This window comes from Staphylococcus sp. HMSC034G07, assembly GCF_001835975.1.
Classification (GTDB): Bacteria; Bacillota; Bacilli; order Staphylococcales; family Staphylococcaceae; genus Staphylococcus; species Staphylococcus ureilyticus.
On record NZ_KV826587.1, the window covers coordinates 1 to 20,771 of the forward strand.

Here is a 20,771-nt window from a genome sequence, read left to right on the forward strand (position 1 = left end):
AAGTAGACCCGGACTACAACAAGCAAGATAAAACCGAAGCACAGACAACAGAAGAAGTAGATCCAGACTACAATGAACAAGATAAAGTAAAAGAGATGAAAGTAAATGAAAGTGCATCCCAATCAAAATCTCAAAATGATATTAAATTTGGGCAATTAAAAAATGACAATTTAGCTAACGAAGATAGCCAAAGCAATCAACAGAAAAACGATCCAGATAAAAATTTAGCTTTACTTAAGAAAAATGCGGTTGCTACAACAAATAATCAAGTGAACCAACAGAACGCTGAAAAAACGCAAGAACAACCAACAAAAAAAGCGAAACAAGGCCAATATAAAAACCAAGATCCCATTATATTAGTACACGGTTTTAATGGTTTTACAGACGATATTAAACCATCTGTTTTACCTCATTATTGGGGAGGCGACAAATTAAATATTCAACAAGACTTAGAACAAAAGGGTTACAATGCATATGAAGCAAGTATTGGTGCGTTAAGTAGTAACCATGACAGAGCAGTTGAATTATACTATTACATTAAAGGCGGTACAGTAGATTATGGGGCTGCACATGCTGAAAAATATGGTCACGACCGTTATGGCAAGACATATGAAGGTGTATATAAAGACTGGCAACCAGGTCAAAAAGTTCATTTAGTTGGTCATAGCATGGGTGGACAAACGATTAGACAACTAGAAGAATATTTACGTAATGGTGATCCAGAAGAAATAGAATATCAAAAACAACATGGTGGCGATATAGCACCAGTATTTCAAGGTAATAACGATAACATGATTAGTTCAATTACTACCTTAGCAACACCCCATAATGGTACACACGCAGCTGATCAATTAGGTAATGAAACGCTTATCAGACAAGTTGCGTTTGATTACGCGAAACTAAAAGGTAATAAAAATTCTAAAGTTAGCTTTGGTCTTGAGCAATGGGGTTTAAAACAAAAAGATGATGAGACATATAATCAATATGTTAAACGATTGAAAGACAGTAAATTATGGACGACAGACGATAATGGCTTTTATGATTTAACCAGAGCAGGAGCGACTGAATTAAATAAAAAAACTTCACTAAATCCGAACATCGTTTATAAGACATATACTGGAGAATCTACAAGAGATGGATTATTTGGTAAACAAAAATCAGATATTAACATGTATTTACCTATGGGATTAACAGGTAATGTGATTGGAAAAGCACCTGAAAAAGAATGGCGTGTCAATGATGGCCTGGTTTCAACAATTTCAGCATTACATCCATTTAATCAAGCACATGTAGAAGCATCGAACCAGGTTCAAAAAGGTGTTTGGCAGGTGACACCAATTATGCATGATTGGGATCATGCGGACTTTGTTGGACAAGATAGTAATGATACAAAGCGTTCACAAGCAGAATTAAGACAATTTTATGAAGGTATTGCTTCAGACTTAGTAAAAACTGAAAACGCTGAAGCATAGATCAAGCGATGCAAATACATTTTATGAAGGTGAGGGTAAATGATGAGTGGAGACTTTTTTGATTTAGTAGGTTCATTATTCAATATATTGAAAACTTTATTTTCGTAAGAAAGTAGAAATAAATATAATGAAGGAAATTAAATATTATTATATAAAGAGAATGGTTTAAGACGATTTGATATGAAAAATTGAGCGAGGATAAATAATCAAAATTTATGGTTTTGATTTTATCCTCGTTTATTTTTTATTAAGCGTACTATGATTTGAGTCATATTTTCTTGAATACAATTTTTGTATAATAATGAAGTATGATAGGTGAATAAGCTTATTGAACGGGTAAAAGAAGTGAAACAAGACGTTAAAGAAGGAGGAGAGAAATAAAAAAAAGAACAACATCAGTGAATGGTTTCAGTGCAACTATTGGTTATAGTATGTATCAAAAAAAAGACTGATACATACCGTACCAGTCTCTTTATAGAGGTTAGAAATTATTTACCTGTGAATAAACCAACGATTTTTTTGATGATATCAATGATAAAGTCCATGTCCTTCACCTCACTTTTATTTGTTAACTTCACTATAAAAGACTTGTGCTAAATTTTGTTTGAAATTCCCTAAATAGTAATAAATTATTCCAAAATGGAATTTAATAAAAAAATATAACAATAAAGTATTCAAAAGTGTATGAAAGATGATTACATTATCATTTATACTTAATAGAAGCTTATTTTCAAAAAGCAACATTTTTTAAATATAAAATTTCCATAGAAACAAAGTAAATGTCAATTCGTAAATCAAAAACATTGATGTCTTAACATCATACTATTATCAAATTTTGTGAAATTAACTATATGTAATAAAGTTTAAAAAGACTGAGCGTAATTGTTTGCAGTGATACCGTATATTTTTTTGAATTGTCTATTTAAGTGTGTTAAATCAGAAAATCCTAATTCACTAACTGCTAAATGTATATCTTTATCTATTTCTATGATATTTTTTGCTTCTTCAATTTTGCTGTTTAATAAAAATTGATAAGGTGTTATCCCAGTTTGCTCTTTAAAATATCGTATAAATTGGAATTTTGACATGCCGAATTCATGTGCTAAATCTGTAATTTTCAAATTTTCTTTTAATCCATAAAGTATTCTTCCCTTAATCTTACTTATATAGGCGTTACTTTCAACATGTTTCTTAATTGTAGATTGATTGACTAAATCATCTACAAGTTTGATTAATTGCTCATCTATAATTTCTTCCTCGTTTTCATGAAATATAGCATTCGCTAGATGATATACATCAGATTCAATTTTACTATTATAAATTATTGGTGTTGTAAATTGAATAGGTTCTTTACGTTCAGCTGCATCTAATAATACAGCTGGTTCAATATATAACATAAAATATTCAAGGCCTGAACGATCGTGAGCCATTCCATCATGGACTTGTTCTGGATTAAATAACATGATGCCATCTTGGTATGAAAGTTGAAGCTTACCATCCAAATGATAATGTTGTATTCCTCTTTTAGTAACGCCAATAGCATATTCGCTATGTGTGTGATTTTTATATGAGAAGTCATTAATACTTGCAGATAAAGCAGTAATTCCCCCATTTTTTTTATATATGAATTCTTCCATCTTTTCACCTTCTTTTAAGTTCTTTAAACCCATAACATAATTGCAGCATAAATCAAAAGTATACCTAATACAATGTTTAAAATTTTATTATATTTTTGAAATATTTTATTAAATATAGCGCCAAAACCCACCCAAATCATAAAAGCAATAAACCCAATGGTACCTATGATAAATATATTTATCAGTAATATATAATTTTCACTTGAATAGGGTAATATAAAGCTAGGAAAAACGGTTAAAGTGAATAAAATTACTTTAGGGTTTATAAATTGCAACAATAAACCAGAAAAAAATGAACCTTTCACTTTTGACTCATCTTTTTTTGAAACATCCATATTGAATATTTGATAAGCCAAGTGAATCATATAAATGGTACCTAAAATTTGTAAATAAATGATGATATTTGGAAGGACTTTACTTAAAAAAGAGTTCAAAATAGCAGAAATTACAAGCAATACTACAAACCCAATGGTTGAGCCATATGTAAATCGCATACCAGATTTTATTCCATAGTTCTGAACATTAGATAAAATTATGATGTTGGTGGGGCCAGGTGTTGCAGTAACAATAAAACAATAAACAATCAAAGTAATCATATTCATCATATACTCCTTAAAATTTAATCGTTCTAATAGAGTATACGTAAATGAATATTTTATATAGGATATTATTGCATTGATAATTTTCCAAGAATATAAATACTGCAATTTTATCCTATATATAACACTTGATTCTATATAAGATATAGAAAAATATTTGTTATCACCTTAAAGGAGTAAATTATATATGGCTTTTGATACTAAAATTAAAATTGTTTTGAGAGAAGACTTAGAAGTATGGCAAAAATTAAATGTAACTGCCTTCTTAATGAGCGGAATTGCTGGAACCCAAAATATTATTGGGGAACACTATATAGATAAGGATAACGTACAATATTTACCGATGTCTCAGCAACCTGTGATGATACATTCATCGACACAAGAATCCATGGTAGAGTTGTTACAAAAATCTTTGAGTAAAGATGTTGTTATCACAGTATATACTGAAGAGTTATTCTCCACATATAACGATGCAGATAATCGCGCGGTAATTGCTAAATATAAAACAGAGGACTTAAACCTTGTTGGCATTGGTATACGCGGTAAGAAAAATCATGTAGATAAATTATTTAAAGGATTTGCGTTGCATAGCTAAATAAATTAATGACATTAACATAAAAAACCAACGTACATTTTTGATGTACATTGGTTTTTAATTAAGAGTTTAAATTATACTTTTAACATTAATTATAGAATGGTATTAAACAAATTAAACAAATGTGATGCATTAGTCAGTAATTGCACCTTTTGAAGCAGATGATACGAGTTTGGCATATTTTGCTAAAGTACCACGTGTTTCTTTTAGTGGTGGTGCTTGCCATGCATTGCGGCGACGTTCTAGCTCTTCATCAGAAATATCAAAACTAATTTCTAAATTTTTAGCGTCAATGGTAATGATGTCGTCTTCTTGAAGTAATGCCATTGGGCCGCCTGCTTGGGATTCTGGAGCAGCGTGACCAACTACTAGACCATGTGAACCACCTGAAAAACGTCCGTCTGTTAGCAATGCTACAGATTCACCTAATCCTTTTCCTACTAAAATAGAAGAAGCTGATAGCATTTCTGGCATACCAGGCGCCCCTTTTGGTCCAGCATAGCGAATCACCACAACATCTCCAGGTTGTATATCGTCATTGAGTATGGCTTTTGTTGCTGCAGGTTCTGAATCAAAAACCTTAGCAGGTCCTTTAATATAAGTCACACTTAAACCTGAAATTTTGGCTACTGCGCCCTCAGGTGCTAGATTACCTTTTAAAATAACAAGTGGACCCGTAGGATGTTTAGGCTGATCAAAATTAATGATGGCTTTATCGTCAGAAAGGCTAGGTTGTTGAGCTAAGTTTTCAGCAACGGTTTTCCCAGTAACTGTTAAACAATCTCCATGAATTAACCCTTTTTCATGTAATAATTTCATTACGCCTGGCACGCCACCTACTTCATCAAGATGTGCCATGACGTATTTGCCGCTAGGTCTTAAATCAGCAATATGCGGTACGCGTTTACGTATTTTTTCAAAATCATCAAGTGTCAAATCTACGTCAATAGTATGTGCAATAGCTAGTAAATGTAAAATCGCATTTGTAGACCCACCTAATGCCATGACAACAGTAATTGCATTTTCAAATGCTTCTTTGGTCATGATATCTTTAGGATATATACCTTGTTCCAATAAATGATAAACAGCTTTGCCTGCTGCACGACTATCTTTAGATTTATTAGTTGATACAGCTGGGTGAGACGCACTTCCAGGTAAGCTCATTCCCATAGCTTCAATGGCAGAGGACATTGTATTCGCAGTAAACATCCCGCCACAAGCACCAGCACCAGGACAAGCAGCGCACTCTACTTTATGTAATGCCGCCTTGTCGATTTCTCCATTATTGTATTGTCCCACATCTTCAAAAGCAGATACGGCATCTAAATCTTTACCATCTAATTTCCCGGGTAATATAGTACCGCCATATACAAAGACAGCGGGTAAATTAAGACGAGCGATACCAATCATACATCCTGGCATGTTTTTATCACAGCCACCGATTGCTACTACGCCATCTAAATTTTCTGCGTTGACTACAGACTCAATTGAATCAGCAATGATTTCACGACTTGGCAATGAGAAACGCATACCATCTGTGCCCATGGAGATACCATCTGAAACTGTTATCGTATTAAAAATCAATGGTGAACCTCCGGATTCGCTTATACCGCGTTTAGTTGCACGAGCGAGACCGTCGATGTGCATATTACATGGTGTGACTTCACTCCATGTACTAGCGACACCTATCATAGGCTTTTCAAAATCTTCATCTTCAAAACCAAGTGCACGTAAATAAGATCGATTTGGTGTGCGACTTACACCTTCACTAATCACTTTGCTGCGAATTCGTAAATCGTTTGGTTGTTGATTTTGCGATTGTTCCTTGCTCAAATAATCCCCTCCAAAATAAAAAACATAATATATTAAGAATAGTCTGAAAATTAATAATAAACACCAAGCAGTGTGACGCTTAAACGTTCATACATATCACTAAACCGTGAGGTGCCAAAATGTGTAAAAATTATTAGATTAGCTATACAAATGTATAGACATACACAATATCTATTTATTTAATTGATGTCAATATCAAAAGATTGTCTATAATCATTATTACCCCTTATCATATAAAATAATAGAATATATTGAAGAAAATTATACATAACTTAGAATAACTATATTTTTGTTGTTTCGAGTGAATGAGTGGGGTTGATCGAGTTTAAGTTGAAGATGCTTTTTGATGTACTTAAAATTCATGGTTTGCTTGTTACTTCTAAATGAATTCATGCATCGTGAGTACCGAGCTTATTTTTAAGCTATTAAGAAATGGAGGAGTTGTATGACTAATTTTAACGTATTAGAAAATTATTTAGAGATAGACACACATACAGATCATGGCAATCACTTAGAAACATTGAACTATTATATTGAAAGATATGTATTGAATGTGCCATTTGAAAATATTAATGTGCAGAATGGACAACCTATTGCTTTAGATAATGCATCAATGATAGATAAAATTGTGAACCAACATAGAGGTGGTTATTGTTATGAACAAAACAGATTGTTTTGTGAATATTTAACAAGTAAAGGCTATAACGTTTATATGGTTTCTGCGACAATTTATAATGGTTCAGGCTGGGCCATGGAAGGTTCACATATGGCATTAATCGTTATATTGAATCAGAAAAAATATTTAGTTGATGTCGGTTACGCGGATATACCTAAAGCAGCCATACCTATTGCACATGATGAGCAACCTGTTTATGATGTGAACGGTGAGTTTAAGGTAAGTAAAGTAAGTGACCATACATTTGAAATGAAGAAAGAAGTTGATTATAAATGGCAGACGCAATATCAATTTAAAGATGAACCTAGAGAACTGGCAGATTTTGAACCAGGTATAGCGTTTAATCAAAATAATGAATCATCTATTTTTGTACAGAAACTGTTAATTAGTAAAGCAATGCCATATGGTAGGGTGACAATGTCGAATGATCATATAACAATTACACATCATGGTCAAAAGGAAAAGAAAAATATAACATCTGAAAATTATAAATACTTTTTACATCGTTATTTTAATATTAAAGATATAGATATAAAAACATTTGACTGAAATATACAGTTTTCAAAGCCATGTTTCATTAGAAATAACAAAAGGTTTACTTTGTAATAATAATGTCATATAAATTATATACAAAAGTGTTAAATTAAATTGTATAATAGTAAGCGTGATGGAAACGAAAAGTATCGGATTTATATTTGGGAGGTTAACATAAGTGCATAAAAAAATAATAGCAACTGTAATTGGGACAAGTGCGCTTGCAGCTATTAACTCTGCAAATGCAGATGCAGCTACAACATACAAAGTCAAAAGTGGCGATTCTCTTTGGTCAATAGCGAATAAATATAATATTTCAATAGCAAAATTGAAATCATTGAATAATTTGACATCGAATGTGATTTTTCCAAATCAAACATTGAAAGTGTCAGGGACTACAACTTCAAGCACTTCAACAAGTAGCTCAAGTGCGACAACATATACAGTGAAATCAGGTGATTCATTGTCATCGATTGCTGCAAAACATGGGACGACATACCAAAAAATCATGAGTTTAAATGGGCTCTCGAATTTTACAATCTATCCAGGCCAGAAATTAAAAGTATCTGGATCAACATCTACGTCAACAAGTGGTTCAACTGCATCAGGTAGCACAACGACATACACAGTGAAATCAGGCGATTCATTATCGGCGATTGCAGCTAAATACGGTACGACTTATCAAAAAATCATGAGTTTGAATGGTCTTAAAAACTTTAATATCTATCCAGGACAAAAATTAAAAGTATCTGGTACTGCATCGTCATCTAGTGGCTCAACAGGTTCAACTGGCTATAAAACGCCGGTATTCAATCATTCAAATTTATATGACTGGGGTCAGTGTACATGGCATGTATTTAATAAACGTGCTCAAATCGGTAAAGGGATTAGTACTTATTGGTGGAATGCTAATAATTGGGACAACGCTGCACCAGGAGATGGCTACACAGTAGATCATAGAGCAACTGTAGGGTCAATCTTACAAAGTGACCTTGGATATTATGGACATGTAGCATTTGTAGAATCTGTAAATTCAAATGGTAGTATTACGGTTTCTGAAATGAACTACAGTGCTTCGCCTGGCATTGTCACTTATAGAACAATTCCAGCATCTCAAGTAAGTTCATATAAATATATTCATTAAAGCTGTCGAAGAAATAAATATTTTTGACACACACGCATAAACGTCAATTTCTATTAATTATATAGAAATTGACGTTTGTTTTGCTTTTATGAAATTTTACAACACATTGATGTGCAGTTTATATTTATGGTTCTTGACGTAATGATTTTATACGCTTGGCAGTTGAGAACAACGTACTTGCCAAAGTGAATGTTGAAAATATTTTAGCGAATTTCTTAGGTGATTTTAAGGCAGTGTAGAAATCTAAGACTGCACCCACACTTGTAATAGCCATGCTCGTGTATAGTAATTTTTTATTTTTTGATTGATATGCATACCAATTAAAGCCTTCTACGGCAATACCTATGAAATTAATTGTATTTGAAATGCGGTTAATTTTTGTTTTTTTAGCCATGAATGAAATCCTCCATTTTATAAAATCCGTTTTATTATTATAACATTAAATAAATTAAACTCTATGGTGAGAGAGATATACCAAATGTTTTCAAGGAAGAAAATATGATAACATAAGTGCTGAAAGTACAAAAATAGTTTGATTATGATGTTTATTCATGAGGGGGAGTGGAGACGTTAGTTATGATTAAATGTGTATGCTTAGTAGTTGAATCAGATGACAAGTTGTTATTAGTACAAGCTAGAAACAGAAATAAATATTATTTTCCAGGTGGAAAAATAGATTCAGGAGAATCTCTAAAACAAGCTTTACGAAGAGAATTACAAGAGGAATTACAGTTGGATATTTCGGAAGAAACCTTTACATATATGGGGAAAATTGTAGGAGATGCTTATCCCCAAAAAGATAAAAAGACGGAGTTAAATTGTTTTTCAACATCTTTTGAAATTGATTGGTCATCAGTAAAACCAGCACAAGAAATTACTGATATAAAGTGGATGAAAAAAGATGAAACAGAAAAAATTGCACCTGCCGTGCTTACATGGATTGAATATGCTAAAGAAGCGGGTATCTAAAATGGTGAAATTAAGACCGTATCATACATTGTTATTTTCTGATTTAGAGAAATTTACGTTGTTGGAAGAAGATCGTAAATTCACTAAAACCCCTTTGGAAAATATTGATTTGGCAAATCGAGATCAAGAACGTCACCCTACGTTAGTGTATGATGACAAAGACCGATGTGTTGGCTTTTTTACGTTACATGAAGGTGAAGGGGTCAAACCTTATTCTACAAACCCAAATGCAATATTTTTTAGATCTTTTAGTGTGGATAGTCAATATCGAGGATTCGGGTACGGTAAAAAGGTTATGGAAGCATTGCCTCAATATATCAAGCGGTATTATCCGACGATCAATGAAATTTATTTAGCGGTTAATACAGATAACCATTTGGCTAGAAAACTTTATATTCAAAATCATTATGAAATCGTAGGGGAAACGTTATTAGAAAACAAACCTGTCTACATAATGAAACAAAGTTGTTGAAATTAAAAGTTGCGTCGTAAAAGCTAACAGAGTTTGTTAGACTTTGCGACGTTTTTTTACGTGAAAAACTTGATAAATGTGGTTGTGTAATAGAGTTACAAATGGAAAATAAATAAGAGTAAAAAATTGATAACTATAATTAAATTTGAAGATTTTAAACGCAGAATTAAAAATATATTATAATTATTTAAATTTAGATGAATCAATTATGTTTATTTAAATATGAAAATCTGCTATGGTTGGTTATTAAATGTTAAATATATAAATAATATAAAATAAGGATATGATTATTTTGAATGTATAAGCTGTTAAACTGAATTGCTCAAGCATGATTAGATTGAATAGACAATATGAACCGAAGATTTTTATTTGAACTTCTTGATGTGCAGTTTGGTTTATGAAAAATCATTTTTAAACCGTTAAGATTGGCTTTTGCAAGTGCTTCGCATATGAGATTGTACGTAGAGCTTAATAGATATTATGGTTGAAAGTCATTTATTAATGTTGTCTGCTGTCATAAGTTTTGATGATACTTTGTAGAAGTTTGATTTTTAAAAGTTTAGCATGCCATAAATAGTAGAATTATTTTATTGATTAATAATCATTGATCTTAAGTTGAAAAATAAACATGAGCTTTGGCACTTCACATTTGATGTGGGGTGTTTTTCTATGTGTGTCGACAGCGAGTATTGCGATAGCCAACTATTATGATGAAAAACAATGTAATAGGAGGTTATTTTATGCTTATAAAACGTAACAATGTGAGCCCAAATGTGAGTCCATTTAATATTATGTGTAAAAATTTTAATGAAGAAATAAAACCTTTTACATATCAAAGGTTCGTAGATTTTGGGGAATGTTACTATTATTTGAAAGGTACTTCATTTGATTATATTGCGACAAGCGTTATTACTAGATATGAAAATGAAGCTTACGATACATTTAGTTCTAGATTTGATCATTTTGATGAAACTGAAAAGGTATACATTGAAAAATTAGAGGTGGCACCTCCTTTTGAAAACAAAGGGATTATGACAATTATGTTTTGTGACATTATGTTAGCATTATTAACGAGAAGTTTAGCGAATGAAAACCATATAGAGATTAAATTTATCAATACTTCAGATTTAATCAAAGATGGGAAGATAGTCAATGTGTACCATAGTGTGATGCCCAAATATGAATTATCCTTAGCACAACCTAGTAGTTCGAGAATTGTATTGGAAGGTAGACGTACTAAATTTAATATTGATTTTTATCAAGATATTTATTATATATTCCCACTGCAAACAAGAGAAGAGGATATCGCATATTACACAAAGTTACGAGAACGTAAAATACGGTTATTAAATGAAAAATTGCAAGAACTTTAAATGATATCATTGCGTTGAAAAAACGCTTGGAAAGTTAAATTCACAAATAAAAGCTGAAAAATTTGTGCCATTGTAAGATGGAAAAAAGCTTTAATTATAAAAATTAGTATGTATGCATTATATAATTATACAAATTTAAGAAGGAAGTGGGAGGCATTTAATGATGTCCCACTTCCTTTTCACTTTTTAATGTGACGATTGATGTGTGTGTTCTGGATGACGCTTTTTTTGATATTTAATTAAAAGTGCAGTTATCCAAGCAGTAATAGGGATGCTGATTGCAACAGCGATACCACCTAGAAGAATGGATATAAATTCTTGTGCGAAGATTTTAGAATTGATGATATGTCCAAAAGAATAGTTCAATCTAAAAAACCAAAAGAATAACGTTAATTGCCCACCAAAATAGGCTAGATAAATTGTGTTTGCAGATGTAGCTAAAATTTCACGTCCTACCCGCATACCAGATTGAAACAATGCTTTGCTTGATAAAGTTGGGTTGGTTTCGTATAGCTCATACATGGGTGAACTGATTGTTATTGCTAAATCAATCACCGCAGCTATGACGGCAAGCACTACTGTGAACACCATGAATTTCACCATATCAATGCCAATATTCATAGAAAAAATATACGTTTCATCTTGTTGCTCGGTCGTAAATCCTTGTAAATGTCCGATAGATACTGATAAATAAATGCCGATTATCAAGCATAAAGTAGTAATAATCGTCGCGCAAAATGCTGCTTTGGTTTTTGTATTGTAACTATTTAAAACGAATAAATTACATGCTGCGATAACGATACAGAATATCAGTGTTACAAGATAAATAGGTGCACCGAGCATAATGATAATAACAGTGATTAATAATATGACAAAATTTAAAAAGAGTGTTAAATAAGAGATGATTCCTTTTTTTCCTCCAAAGATTGCCATTAATAAGAAAAGTATAAAACCTAAGATTGTTATGACGCTCACTGATTAGCACCTCGCATTTTAAACCATAATTGCATTAATAAAATAGTGATTGGAATAGTTAAAACAATGCCAATACCACCAGTAATTGCCCGGGAAATTTCTAATGACCAATTCATGGAAATTGTATAAGTAACTGTATTGGCATTTTTAAGATATATCAGAAACATTGGAAGACTACCAGATAAATATGAAAATAATAAGATATTTGTCATTGTCCCCATAATATCTTGGCCAATATTACGTCCTGCGAGCGCCCAACGAGTCATGTTGATGTTAGGCGTTCTGCGTAATATTTCAGCCATGCCACTTGCTATTGTGATAGCAACATCCATGACAGCACCGAGTGTGCCAATCATAACAGAAGCGAGGAAAACGTCCTTAGGAGGCAAAGTTAAGAAACTCATAGTTTCAAACTTTAAGCCAGCACCGCCTGTTAATTCAATAACTAATTGGGTAGCACCAACACAAATAAAAGTCCCTAATAAAGTGCTTGCTATCGTAATTGACGTTCGCCATCGCCAACCAGTAACTAAGAGTAAAGTGAATATCGTGCTGAAAATGACACCGATACTCATAAGTGCAAATAAGTTTAAATTCGGGAATTTACTGTGTAAGTAGATAGCCAAGAGCACAACAATAGTATTGAAAACTAAAGACAGTATCGATTGTAAACCGATTTTTCGACCTACCAGTAAAACGGTTAATAAAAATATTCCAGTTATCATAACGACGAGGCTATCTCGTTTCTTTTCTATGATATAAGTATCACCTAGATGCTTGCCAATGTGTAACAAAACTTTGTTGTGTTTGGAGAATGCTTCACTATCAGCTTGTGATGCGATGTAATGGTGTGGTATCTTCGTCGTTTGCCCCTTGAACTTCCCGTTTAAAATTTTAAGTGTTAGGGTTTGGTTATATTTAGTATCTTTATTGTGATTATCATCCGTAATGTGTGATGTGGATTTATTTTCGATTTTTGTGATTTGACCAATTGGTGTATCGTAAAATCTGTCATTGAAAAATGTGAAAATAAATACAGCTAAAAATAAGATCATGAATATCAAGACGACCCAATCAAAAGGCCGTTTAAATAACGTTTTAAAAGGCATTGTTTTGTTTCAGTCCTCTCTATATAGACAATGCGATTATACGCTCACAACGATTTAAATTCAAAAGTTTTATGCATATGATTAATGATAAGTTGTGCTTCTACTTAATAATTTATCAATGAGTTCTAATAAAAATTGTAAATCGTGTTTTCGATTGTCTAGTCGAACAACTTGGCAAATGGTTCTTTTCAATGCAGTATGTTCTAAAGATATTTTTTCCCATTTTTGTAGATTTTTTGTTAGCAAATGATAAGAAGCTGTGACGATGTAACCACGCGATTTGCTTAGGATATATTCTGCTAGTTGAGGATGTGTGATCGTTTGTATAGGTGTTTTGGTTGTTTTTACTAATGCTTGTCTGATTTTCGTTGGTAATGGATATAATTCGTAAATAGATTTATTCGAAAATTGTACTAAAGGTGGATTTGTAGCCATAGTGATAGGGTCATCTTTAGGTACATAGACATGAAATGTTTCTTCAAATAAAGGGCTTACTTTTAAAGAACGATGTTGTTTGAGTTCATCTGACATAGCAGTAAAAGCAATATCAATTTTATCTGTGAGCAAAGCTCCAAATATATCGTCCTCTTCCATTAAAATAGGCTGAATGATAGATTTACTTTCTTTTTCAAAGGATTGCATTAATAAGGTTAATACCTGCGTTATATAGCTTTCAACGTAACCAATACGTATAATATAATGCTCTGTTTCAGATTGGTTATGAAATAAACGTACTGTGTTATCAAGTTGTTCGATAATCTTGGTTGCTTCAGAAAACAATTGTTGTCCTTCTTCGGTAATGTGTATGTTACGTCCTTCTCTATTAAACAATGTTACTTGTAACTCTTTTTCTAATAATGTAATTTGCCTGCTTATGGCAGATTGAGCAATGTTAAGTTCTAATGCAGCATCTGATAAATGTTCTCTTTTTGCAACTTCTATAAAATATTTCAATTGTTTAATTTCCATATAATCATTCCCAACATATTAATATTATTCGAATTATTAGAATAATATCATCTATTTTATATATTGAATAGATTAATGTATTACTATATAGTTTACTATACTTATTCAATATTCAGAATTTTCGAAAAAGAGGTGAGGGTTATGATCGAATATGGTAAGCAATTGGGATTATATGATAGTCGTGAAGAGCACGATGCATGTGGTATTGGATTCTATGCCAATATGAATAATGAAAGGTCACACGATATCGTTGAAAAGTCATTGGAAATGCTACGTAGGTTAGATCATCGTGGAGGAATTGGTGCAGATGGTATAACTGGTGATGGTGCCGGTATCATGACAGAGATTCCTTTTGGGTATTTTTCTGAACAAACAGATTTTGAATTACCGGAAGAAGGTCATTATGCAGTAGGCATGTTTTTTTCAAATGAGAAGATAAAAAATTCAAAGCATGAAGCAACGTTTAATCGTTACTTTGAAAGCGAAGGATTGAATGTTATTGGTTATAGAGACGTACCAGTTGATGTCAATGCCATTGCCGAACATGTAGCTCAAACAATGCCATATATACAACAGGTATTCATCGCCTTAAATAATCAAACGCATATAGAAAAAGCATTGTTTTTAGCACGTAAGCAAATTGAATTATATGCTAAAAAACAACAAATAGATTTATATTTTACAAGTTTGTCTCATAAAACAATCGTCTATAAAGGGTGGTTGCGTTCTGATCAAATTAAGAAACTCTTTCAAGATTTAAATGATGAACATTATATATCAAAACTTGGACTTGTACATTCCCGTTTTAGTACAAATACCTTTCCGAGTTGGAAACGTGCACACCCCAACCGATTATTAATGCATAATGGGGAGATTAATACCATTAAAGGTAACGTAAATTGGATGCGCGCAAGACAAAATGATCTCATTGAAAGTATTTTTGGTGAAAACAAACATAAAGTAGAGGAAATCATTGATGAAGACGGTAGTGACTCTGCTATTGTAGACAACGCATTAGAATTTTTATCTTTAGCAATGGAACCAGAAAGAGCAGCGATGTTAATGATACCGGAGCCTTGGCTTTATAATACGGCGAATGACAATAATGTCCGTGCTTTTTATGAATATTATAGTTACCTAATGGAACCGTGGGATGGCCCGACAATGATTTCTTTTTGTAATGGGGAGAAAATTGGTGCGCTAACAGATAGAAATGGCTTGCGTCCAGGACGTTATACAATCACTAAAGATAATTACATTGTTTTTTCGTCAGAAGTGGGTGTTGTAGATGTACCGGAAGAACAAGTTGCTTTTAAAGGCCAACTCAATCCAGGTAAATTATTATTAGTTGATTTTCAACAACAAAAAGTAGTTGATAATAATGAATTAAAAGCACGTATCGCTGATGAATTACCATATGAGAATTGGCTAAATCAATTTAAAATAGACTTAGATTTAAATCATGTAAAAGTGACCCCGTCGGATTGGGATGAAACAACTTTAACAAGGTTACAAAAGCAATTTGTTTATACGAAAGAAGAAATCGACAAATATATGACAGAATTAATTGAAAGTAAGAAAGATCCAATTGGTGCTATGGGGTATGATGTTCCAATTGCTGTTTTAAATGAAAAAGATGAATCGTTATTTAATTATTTTAAACAACTTTTTGCACAAGTTACCAATCCGCCAATTGATGCATATAGAGAAAAAATAGTGACAAGTGAATTGTCTTATCTAGGTTCAGAAGGTAATTTACTAAATCCTAATGAAGATGTGTTGAACAGAATTCAATTGAAAAAACCGGTGCTAACTGAGGCGCAATTAAAAACGATTGACGACAGTAGGTTTAAAGTTAAGCATTTATCTACATTGTATCAAGAAAATTTAGAATCGGCGTTAGACCATTTAGGGGAACAAGCAATTCAATCAGTAAAAGATGGCTATGAAATCATTGTCTTAGATGACCGTGTATTAGTAGAAGAGCAAGGTTATGCAATGCCAATATTACTTGCGGTCAGTCATGTGCATCAGTTATTAATCAAAAAAGGTTTACGCATGCGCACAAGCATCATCGCACTTTCTGGTGAAACGAGAGAGGTGCATCATGTAGCGTGTTTATTAGGGTATGGGGCGAATGCAGTCGTACCATATCTAGCGCAACGTACAATAGAAAATTTAGTAGATAAAGGACGCTTAAACGGAGAGGTTACTGAAAATGTCCAAACATATACAGATACTTTGTCAGAAGGTGTCATAAAAGTAATGGCTAAAATGGGCATTTCTACCGTTCAAAGTTACCAAGGAGCACAAATTTTTGAAGCGGTAGGTTTGTCGCAAGATGTGGTTGACCAGTATTTTACAGGTACACAAACCAAGTTATCTGGTATCGATATAAACTTGATAGATAAAGAAAATAAAGCAAGACAATCATCTGAGAGCGAGTACTTGGAATCTGGCAGTACGTTTCAATGGCGTAAACAAGGTCAACATCACGCATTTAACCCGACGACAATTCACTTACTACAACATGCGTGTCGTTTGAATGATTATAAACAGTTCAAAACATTTTCAAATGAAGTCAATCATCAACGTACAGATCATATTCGTCATTTAATGGAATTTAAAAAACAAGACCCGATTGATATCAATGAAGTAGAAGCAACGACTGAAATCGTTAAACGTTTTAATACAGGTGCGATGAGTTATGGCTCTATTTCTGAAGAAGCACATCAAACACTTGCTGAAGCAATGAATCAAATGGGTGGTAAAAGTAATAGTGGTGAAGGCGGAGAAAACCCAGAACGATTTGTGGTGGATGATGAGGGTCGAAATCGATCTAGTACAATCAAACAAGTTGCTTCCGGAAGATTTGGAGTGACGAGTCACTACTTACAACATGCCAAAGAAATACAAATCAAGGTAGCTCAGGGAGCTAAACCAGGGGAAGGCGGGCAGTTGCCTGGTTCTAAAGTTTATCCGTGGATTGCTGAAGTCAGAGGGTCTACGCCGGGTATTGGCTTGATTTCCCCGCCGCCTCATCATGATATTTATTCAATTGAAGACTTAGCACAATTAATTCATGATTTGAAAAATGCTAATAAAAACGCAAATATCACAGTGAAGCTCGTATCTAAAACTGGTGTCGGAACAATTGCAGCAGGTGTAGCTAAAGCTTATGCAGATAAAATTGTGATTAGTGGATATGATGGTGGGACGGGTGCTTCTCCTAAAACAAGTATCCAACACGCAGGTGTCCCTTGGGAAATTGGCTTAGCAGAGACACATCAAACTCTGATGATGAATAATTTAAGGTCGAGAGTGATTGTAGAAACAGACGGCAAATTACTTACAGGTAAAGACGTGGCATATGCGTGTGCGTTGGGAGCTGAAGAATTTGGTTTTGCAACAGCACCTTTAGTCGTACTTGGCTGTGTCATGATGCGTGTATGTCATAAAGATACATGTCCAGTAGGTATTGCTACTCAAAACCAAGATTTACGCGCGTTATTTAATGGTAGAGCAGATCACGTGGTTAATTTTATGCATTTTGTTGCTGAGGAATTAAGGGAGATATTAGCCGAACTTGGATTACGCACGGTAGATGAATTGGTGGGTCGCACAGACTTATTAAAACGAAAAGATAATTTATCTCAACAAAGACCTAAAGCTGCTTCTATGAATGTAGAAGCATTATTATATCAGCACGACGGTGAAAGATATAAAAATATAGTGCAAAATCATCATCTTGATGAAGGTTTCGATTTAACGCAACTATTACCTGATGCTCAATCAGCAATTGAGCAACATAAGTCATTTACTGGCAATTATGTTGTAAAAAATGAACAACGAGACGTGGGTGTCATTACTGGCAGTATGATTACTGATATCCACGGTGCCGACGGTTTGCCTGAGGATCGTATTTATGTCAATACGGTAGGGCATGCTGGTCAAAGTTTAGGTGCCTATATACCTCAAGGATTAACAATACATCACACGGGTGATGCTAACGATTATGTAGGTAAAGGACTTTCTGGCGGTAAAGTGATTGTTAAGGCACCGACGCAACAACGAGAATCAGAAATTATAATTGGCAATGTTTGTTTCTATGGTGCATCATATGGCAAAGCCTTTATTAATGGTAAAGCTGGTGAACGATTCTGTATTAGAAATAGTGGTGTACAAGTTGTTGTTGAAGGTATTGGTGATCATGGTCTTGAATATATGACAGGTGGACGTGTCATTGTGCTTGGAGATGTCGGGAAGAACTTTGGTCAAGGTATGAGTGGGGGCGTCGCTTATATCTTCCCATCTGATGTTGAAAAATTTAAAGAAGCGCATCAATTAGACAGTTTAGACTTCGACGAAATCACTGTTGAAGCAGAAAAAAATGTTGTAAAAGAAATGTTAGAAGACCATTTACTTTATACAAATAGTACTAAAGCTAAAAATATATTAGAGCATTTTGAATCTGTAGTTGATCAAGTAGTAAAAGTCATACCAAAAGATTATAAATTAATGATGCAAAAAATTGAATTGCAAAAGCGCGAATCTAACCAGCAAGATGAAGCGTTATTGAATGCTTTTAATGACAAGAGAACACATTTAGAACCAGCACAACAATTAACGGCTGTGTATTAAATTGAAGGGGGACTGAGTATGGGGGAATTTAAAGGATTTATGAGTTATGACAAACAACCCTTGCCTGAATTGTCTTTAGTAGAACGTTTGAAAGGACACGCACCCTTTCAGCAGAGGTTTACCAAAGAAGAAGCATCAGAACAAGGTGCGAGATGCATGGATTGTGGCACACCATTTTGTCAGACAGGTGAGCCACATGGTAGAGAAACAATTGGTTGTCCTATTGGGAATTACATTCCTGAATGGAATGACTTAGTGTACCAAAAAGACTTCAAGACAGCATATGAACGGTTGAATGAGACAAATAACTTCCCAGAATTTACTGGACGCGTATGTCCGGCACCATGTGAACAATCGTGCGTAATGAAGATAAATAGAGCATCTGTTGCGATAAAAGGGATTGAACGTACCGTTATAGATGAAGCTTTTGAAAATGGTTGGGTCGAACCTACGATACCAAGTGAGCGCAAAGCAGCATCAGTAGCGATAGTAGGAAGCGGTCCGGCTGGCTTAACAGCTGCAGATGAATTGAATAAATTAGGTTATTGGGTAACTGTATATGAACGTGCGCGTGAAGCAGGCGGGTTGTTAATGTACGGGATCCCCAATATGAAACTAGATAAAGCGGTCGTGCGACGTAGAATTAAATTAATGGAACAATCTGGTATCACCTTTATCACTGATACGGAAATAGGGGTAGACATCAGCAAAGAAAGTTTAGAGGAACAATTTGATGCCATTATTATTTGTACAGGCTCACAAAATGCTCGTGATTTACCATTAGAAGGCCGAATGGGTATGGGTATTCACTTTGCTATGGATTACTTAACAGAACAAGGCGAATATTTAAATGGTGAAATTGAAACGCCGTCCATTTCCGCAGAAGGAAAAAATGTGATTGTCATTGGTGCAGGTGACACAGGTGCAGATTGTGTGGCAACTGCATTGAGAGAAAATTGTAAATCTATCGTTCAATTTAACAAATACACGAAGCAACCAGAAGCCATTGAATTTGATGAAAATACGTATTGGCCGTTGGCAATGCCTGTGTTTAAAATGGATTATGCGCATAACGAATATGAAGCGCGTTTTGGTTTTGAACCACGAGCGTATGGTGTGCAAACGATGCGTTACGAAGTGGATCGTATTGGTAATGTAACAGGCGTTTATACACAAATACTTGAAGAAACAGAGGATGGTATGGTGGTTGTCGATGGTACAGAACGTCATTGGCCAGCTGATTTGGTACTGTTATCCATTGGATTTATTGGTACAGAAACTACTGTGCCACATGCTTTTGATATACAAACTGAAAGAAATAAAATTGTCGCAGATAATAAAGATTTTAAAACGAATCAATCAAATATTTTCGCGGCAGGTGATGCAAGAAGAGGTCAAAGTCTTGTTGTTTGGGCTATTCAAGAAGGAAGAGCAGTCGCTCGTGCAGTGGATGAATTCCTAAATGAAAAAACATTGGTGTAATACTTTAATTATAATTGACTTTTTTAATGGGCTATAATATTATAATTATTGTGTTCATTTGGAGGAATACCCAAGTCCGGCTGAAGGGATCGGTCTTGAAAACCGACAGGGGCTTAACGGCCCGCGGGGGTTCGAATCCCTCTTCCTCCGCCATTATCATTAAATACCAAGACTAATAAATATAGTAGGCAAACGTTTATTTAATATAAAGTGTTTGTCTTTTTTGTTTTTAAAGTCAATGATGAAGAAAAATAGACGAATAGTGAATATCGTCTTACTATTGCTTGTGTC

16 protein-coding genes and 1 tRNA gene are annotated in these 20,771 nt (G+C 33.8%); 10 read left to right on the forward strand and 7 right to left on the reverse strand.

Annotated elements, in window-relative coordinates; all coding sequences use genetic code 11:
- Positions 1 to 1,472, forward strand: a 1,472-nt coding sequence (lip, locus tag HMPREF2586_RS00960) for a YSIRK-targeted triacylglycerol lipase (RefSeq protein WP_256277548.1), incomplete at its 5' end; no start/stop codon positions are given.
- 863 nt (positions 1,473 to 2,335) lie between these two features.
- On the opposite strand, the gene HMPREF2586_RS00965 is transcribed toward lip, so the two are convergent.
- Positions 2,336 to 3,109 (reverse strand): helix-turn-helix domain-containing protein, encoded by a 774-nt coding sequence (locus HMPREF2586_RS00965; RefSeq protein ID WP_070657461.1) that lies wholly within the window; start codon positions 3,107 to 3,109, stop codon positions 2,336 to 2,338.
- 23 nt (positions 3,110 to 3,132) lie between these two features.
- Positions 3,133 to 3,711 carry a LysE family translocator gene (locus HMPREF2586_RS00970; RefSeq protein ID WP_046207005.1) on the reverse strand — a complete coding sequence of 193 codons (579 nt, stop codon included), beginning with the start codon at positions 3,709 to 3,711 and terminating at the stop codon, positions 3,133 to 3,135.
- A gap of 184 nt (positions 3,712 to 3,895) precedes the next feature.
- Between HMPREF2586_RS00970 and HMPREF2586_RS00975 the strand changes: the two genes are divergently transcribed.
- Positions 3,896 to 4,303: a DUF2000 domain-containing protein gene (locus HMPREF2586_RS00975; protein ID WP_046207004.1), complete on the forward strand. Its 408-nt coding sequence runs from the start codon at positions 3,896 to 3,898 to the stop codon at positions 4,301 to 4,303.
- Between the two features lie 132 nt (positions 4,304 to 4,435).
- Here HMPREF2586_RS00975 and ilvD read toward each other — a convergent pair whose 3' ends face one another.
- A complete protein-coding gene (gene ilvD, locus HMPREF2586_RS00980; RefSeq protein WP_070812590.1) occupies positions 4,436 to 6,136 on the reverse strand; it encodes a dihydroxy-acid dehydratase in 1,701 nt (566 codons plus the stop codon).
- A 445-nt stretch (positions 6,137 to 6,581) separates the two neighbouring features.
- Between ilvD and HMPREF2586_RS00985 the strand changes: the two genes are divergently transcribed.
- A complete protein-coding gene (locus tag HMPREF2586_RS00985) occupies positions 6,582 to 7,361 on the forward strand; it encodes an arylamine N-acetyltransferase family protein (RefSeq protein WP_070657463.1) in 780 nt (259 codons plus the stop codon).
- 163 nt (positions 7,362 to 7,524) lie between these two features.
- The gene (locus HMPREF2586_RS00990; RefSeq protein ID WP_046207001.1) at positions 7,525 to 8,490 is read left to right on the forward strand and encodes a LysM peptidoglycan-binding domain-containing protein; all 966 of its coding nucleotides are present in this window, start codon (positions 7,525 to 7,527) and stop codon (positions 8,488 to 8,490) included.
- A gap of 124 nt (positions 8,491 to 8,614) precedes the next feature.
- Here the strand turns inward: HMPREF2586_RS00990 and HMPREF2586_RS00995 are convergent, their stop codons facing one another.
- Positions 8,615 to 8,884 (reverse strand): hypothetical protein, encoded by a 270-nt coding sequence (locus HMPREF2586_RS00995; protein ID WP_019467864.1) that lies wholly within the window; start codon positions 8,882 to 8,884, stop codon positions 8,615 to 8,617.
- Between the two features lie 182 nt (positions 8,885 to 9,066).
- Between HMPREF2586_RS00995 and HMPREF2586_RS01000 the strand changes: the two genes are divergently transcribed.
- The 3 genes from HMPREF2586_RS01000 to HMPREF2586_RS01010 all read left to right on the forward strand — a co-directional run bounded on the left by HMPREF2586_RS01000 (position 9,067) and on the right by HMPREF2586_RS01010 (position 11,304).
- The gene (locus HMPREF2586_RS01000; RefSeq protein WP_070657465.1) at positions 9,067 to 9,459 is read left to right on the forward strand and encodes an NUDIX hydrolase; all 393 of its coding nucleotides are present in this window, start codon (positions 9,067 to 9,069) and stop codon (positions 9,457 to 9,459) included.
- A 1-nt stretch (position 9,460) separates the two neighbouring features.
- Positions 9,461 to 9,931 carry a GNAT family N-acetyltransferase gene (locus HMPREF2586_RS01005; RefSeq protein WP_128088389.1) on the forward strand — a complete coding sequence of 157 codons (471 nt, stop codon included), beginning with the start codon at positions 9,461 to 9,463 and terminating at the stop codon, positions 9,929 to 9,931.
- Positions 9,932 to 10,671: 740 nt separating this feature from the next.
- The gene (locus HMPREF2586_RS01010) at positions 10,672 to 11,304 is read left to right on the forward strand and encodes a hypothetical protein (protein WP_070657467.1); all 633 of its coding nucleotides are present in this window, start codon (positions 10,672 to 10,674) and stop codon (positions 11,302 to 11,304) included.
- A gap of 186 nt (positions 11,305 to 11,490) precedes the next feature.
- Here the strand turns inward: HMPREF2586_RS01010 and HMPREF2586_RS01015 are convergent, their stop codons facing one another.
- The 3 genes from HMPREF2586_RS01015 to gltC form a co-directional block, all read right to left on the reverse strand.
- Positions 11,491 to 12,279 (reverse strand): YibE/F family protein, encoded by a 789-nt coding sequence (locus tag HMPREF2586_RS01015; protein WP_070657469.1) that lies wholly within the window; start codon positions 12,277 to 12,279, stop codon positions 11,491 to 11,493.
- Entirely contained in the window at positions 12,276 to 13,388 is a 1,113-nt protein-coding gene (locus HMPREF2586_RS01020; protein ID WP_046206995.1) for a YibE/F family protein, read from the reverse strand. The genes HMPREF2586_RS01015 and HMPREF2586_RS01020 overlap by 4 nt, the downstream gene beginning before the upstream one ends.
- Before the next feature lie 81 nt (positions 13,389 to 13,469).
- A complete protein-coding gene (gene gltC / locus HMPREF2586_RS01025; protein WP_070657470.1) occupies positions 13,470 to 14,357 on the reverse strand; it encodes a glutamate biosynthesis transcriptional regulator GltC in 888 nt (295 codons plus the stop codon).
- A 141-nt stretch (positions 14,358 to 14,498) separates the two neighbouring features.
- Here gltC and gltB point away from each other — a divergent pair, with 141 nt between their 5' ends.
- The 3 genes from gltB to HMPREF2586_RS01040 all read left to right on the forward strand — a co-directional run bounded on the left by gltB (position 14,499) and on the right by HMPREF2586_RS01040 (position 20,633).
- On the forward strand, positions 14,499 to 18,998 hold the full coding sequence (gene gltB, locus HMPREF2586_RS01030; protein WP_070812591.1) for a glutamate synthase large subunit: 4,500 nt from the start codon (positions 14,499 to 14,501) through the stop codon (positions 18,996 to 18,998).
- An 18-nt stretch (positions 18,999 to 19,016) separates the two neighbouring features.
- Positions 19,017 to 20,480, forward strand: a complete 1,464-nt coding sequence (locus tag HMPREF2586_RS01035) for a glutamate synthase subunit beta (RefSeq protein ID WP_064209968.1) — start codon at positions 19,017 to 19,019, stop codon at positions 20,478 to 20,480.
- Positions 20,481 to 20,540: 60 nt separating this feature from the next.
- Positions 20,541 to 20,633 (forward strand) — tRNA-Ser (locus HMPREF2586_RS01040).
- Positions 20,634 to 20,771 lie beyond the last annotated feature (138 nt).

Coding starts and splice junctions, on each gene's coding strand:
- HMPREF2586_RS00965 (WP_070657461.1), bottom strand. CDS start 3,109: ATGGAAGAATTCATATATAAAAAAAATGGGGGAATTACTGCTTTATCT.
- HMPREF2586_RS00970 (WP_046207005.1), bottom strand. CDS start 3,711: ATGAATATGATTACTTTGATTGTTTATTGTTTTATTGTTACTGCAACA.
- HMPREF2586_RS00975 (WP_046207004.1), top strand. CDS start 3,896: ATGGCTTTTGATACTAAAATTAAAATTGTTTTGAGAGAAGACTTAGAA.
- HMPREF2586_RS00985 (WP_070657463.1), top strand. CDS start 6,582: ATGACTAATTTTAACGTATTAGAAAATTATTTAGAGATAGACACACAT.
- HMPREF2586_RS00995 (WP_019467864.1), bottom strand. CDS start 8,884: ATGGCTAAAAAAACAAAAATTAACCGCATTTCAAATACAATTAATTTC.
- HMPREF2586_RS01000 (WP_070657465.1), top strand. CDS start 9,067: ATGATTAAATGTGTATGCTTAGTAGTTGAATCAGATGACAAGTTGTTA.
- HMPREF2586_RS01005 (WP_128088389.1), top strand. CDS start 9,461: ATGGTGAAATTAAGACCGTATCATACATTGTTATTTTCTGATTTAGAG.
- HMPREF2586_RS01010 (WP_070657467.1), top strand. CDS start 10,672: ATGCTTATAAAACGTAACAATGTGAGCCCAAATGTGAGTCCATTTAAT.
- HMPREF2586_RS01020 (WP_046206995.1), bottom strand. CDS start 13,388: ATGCCTTTTAAAACGTTATTTAAACGGCCTTTTGATTGGGTCGTCTTG.
- gltC (WP_070657470.1), bottom strand. CDS start 14,357: ATGGAAATTAAACAATTGAAATATTTTATAGAAGTTGCAAAAAGAGAA.
- gltB (WP_070812591.1), top strand. CDS start 14,499: ATGATCGAATATGGTAAGCAATTGGGATTATATGATAGTCGTGAAGAG.
- HMPREF2586_RS01035 (WP_064209968.1), top strand. CDS start 19,017: ATGGGGGAATTTAAAGGATTTATGAGTTATGACAAACAACCCTTGCCT.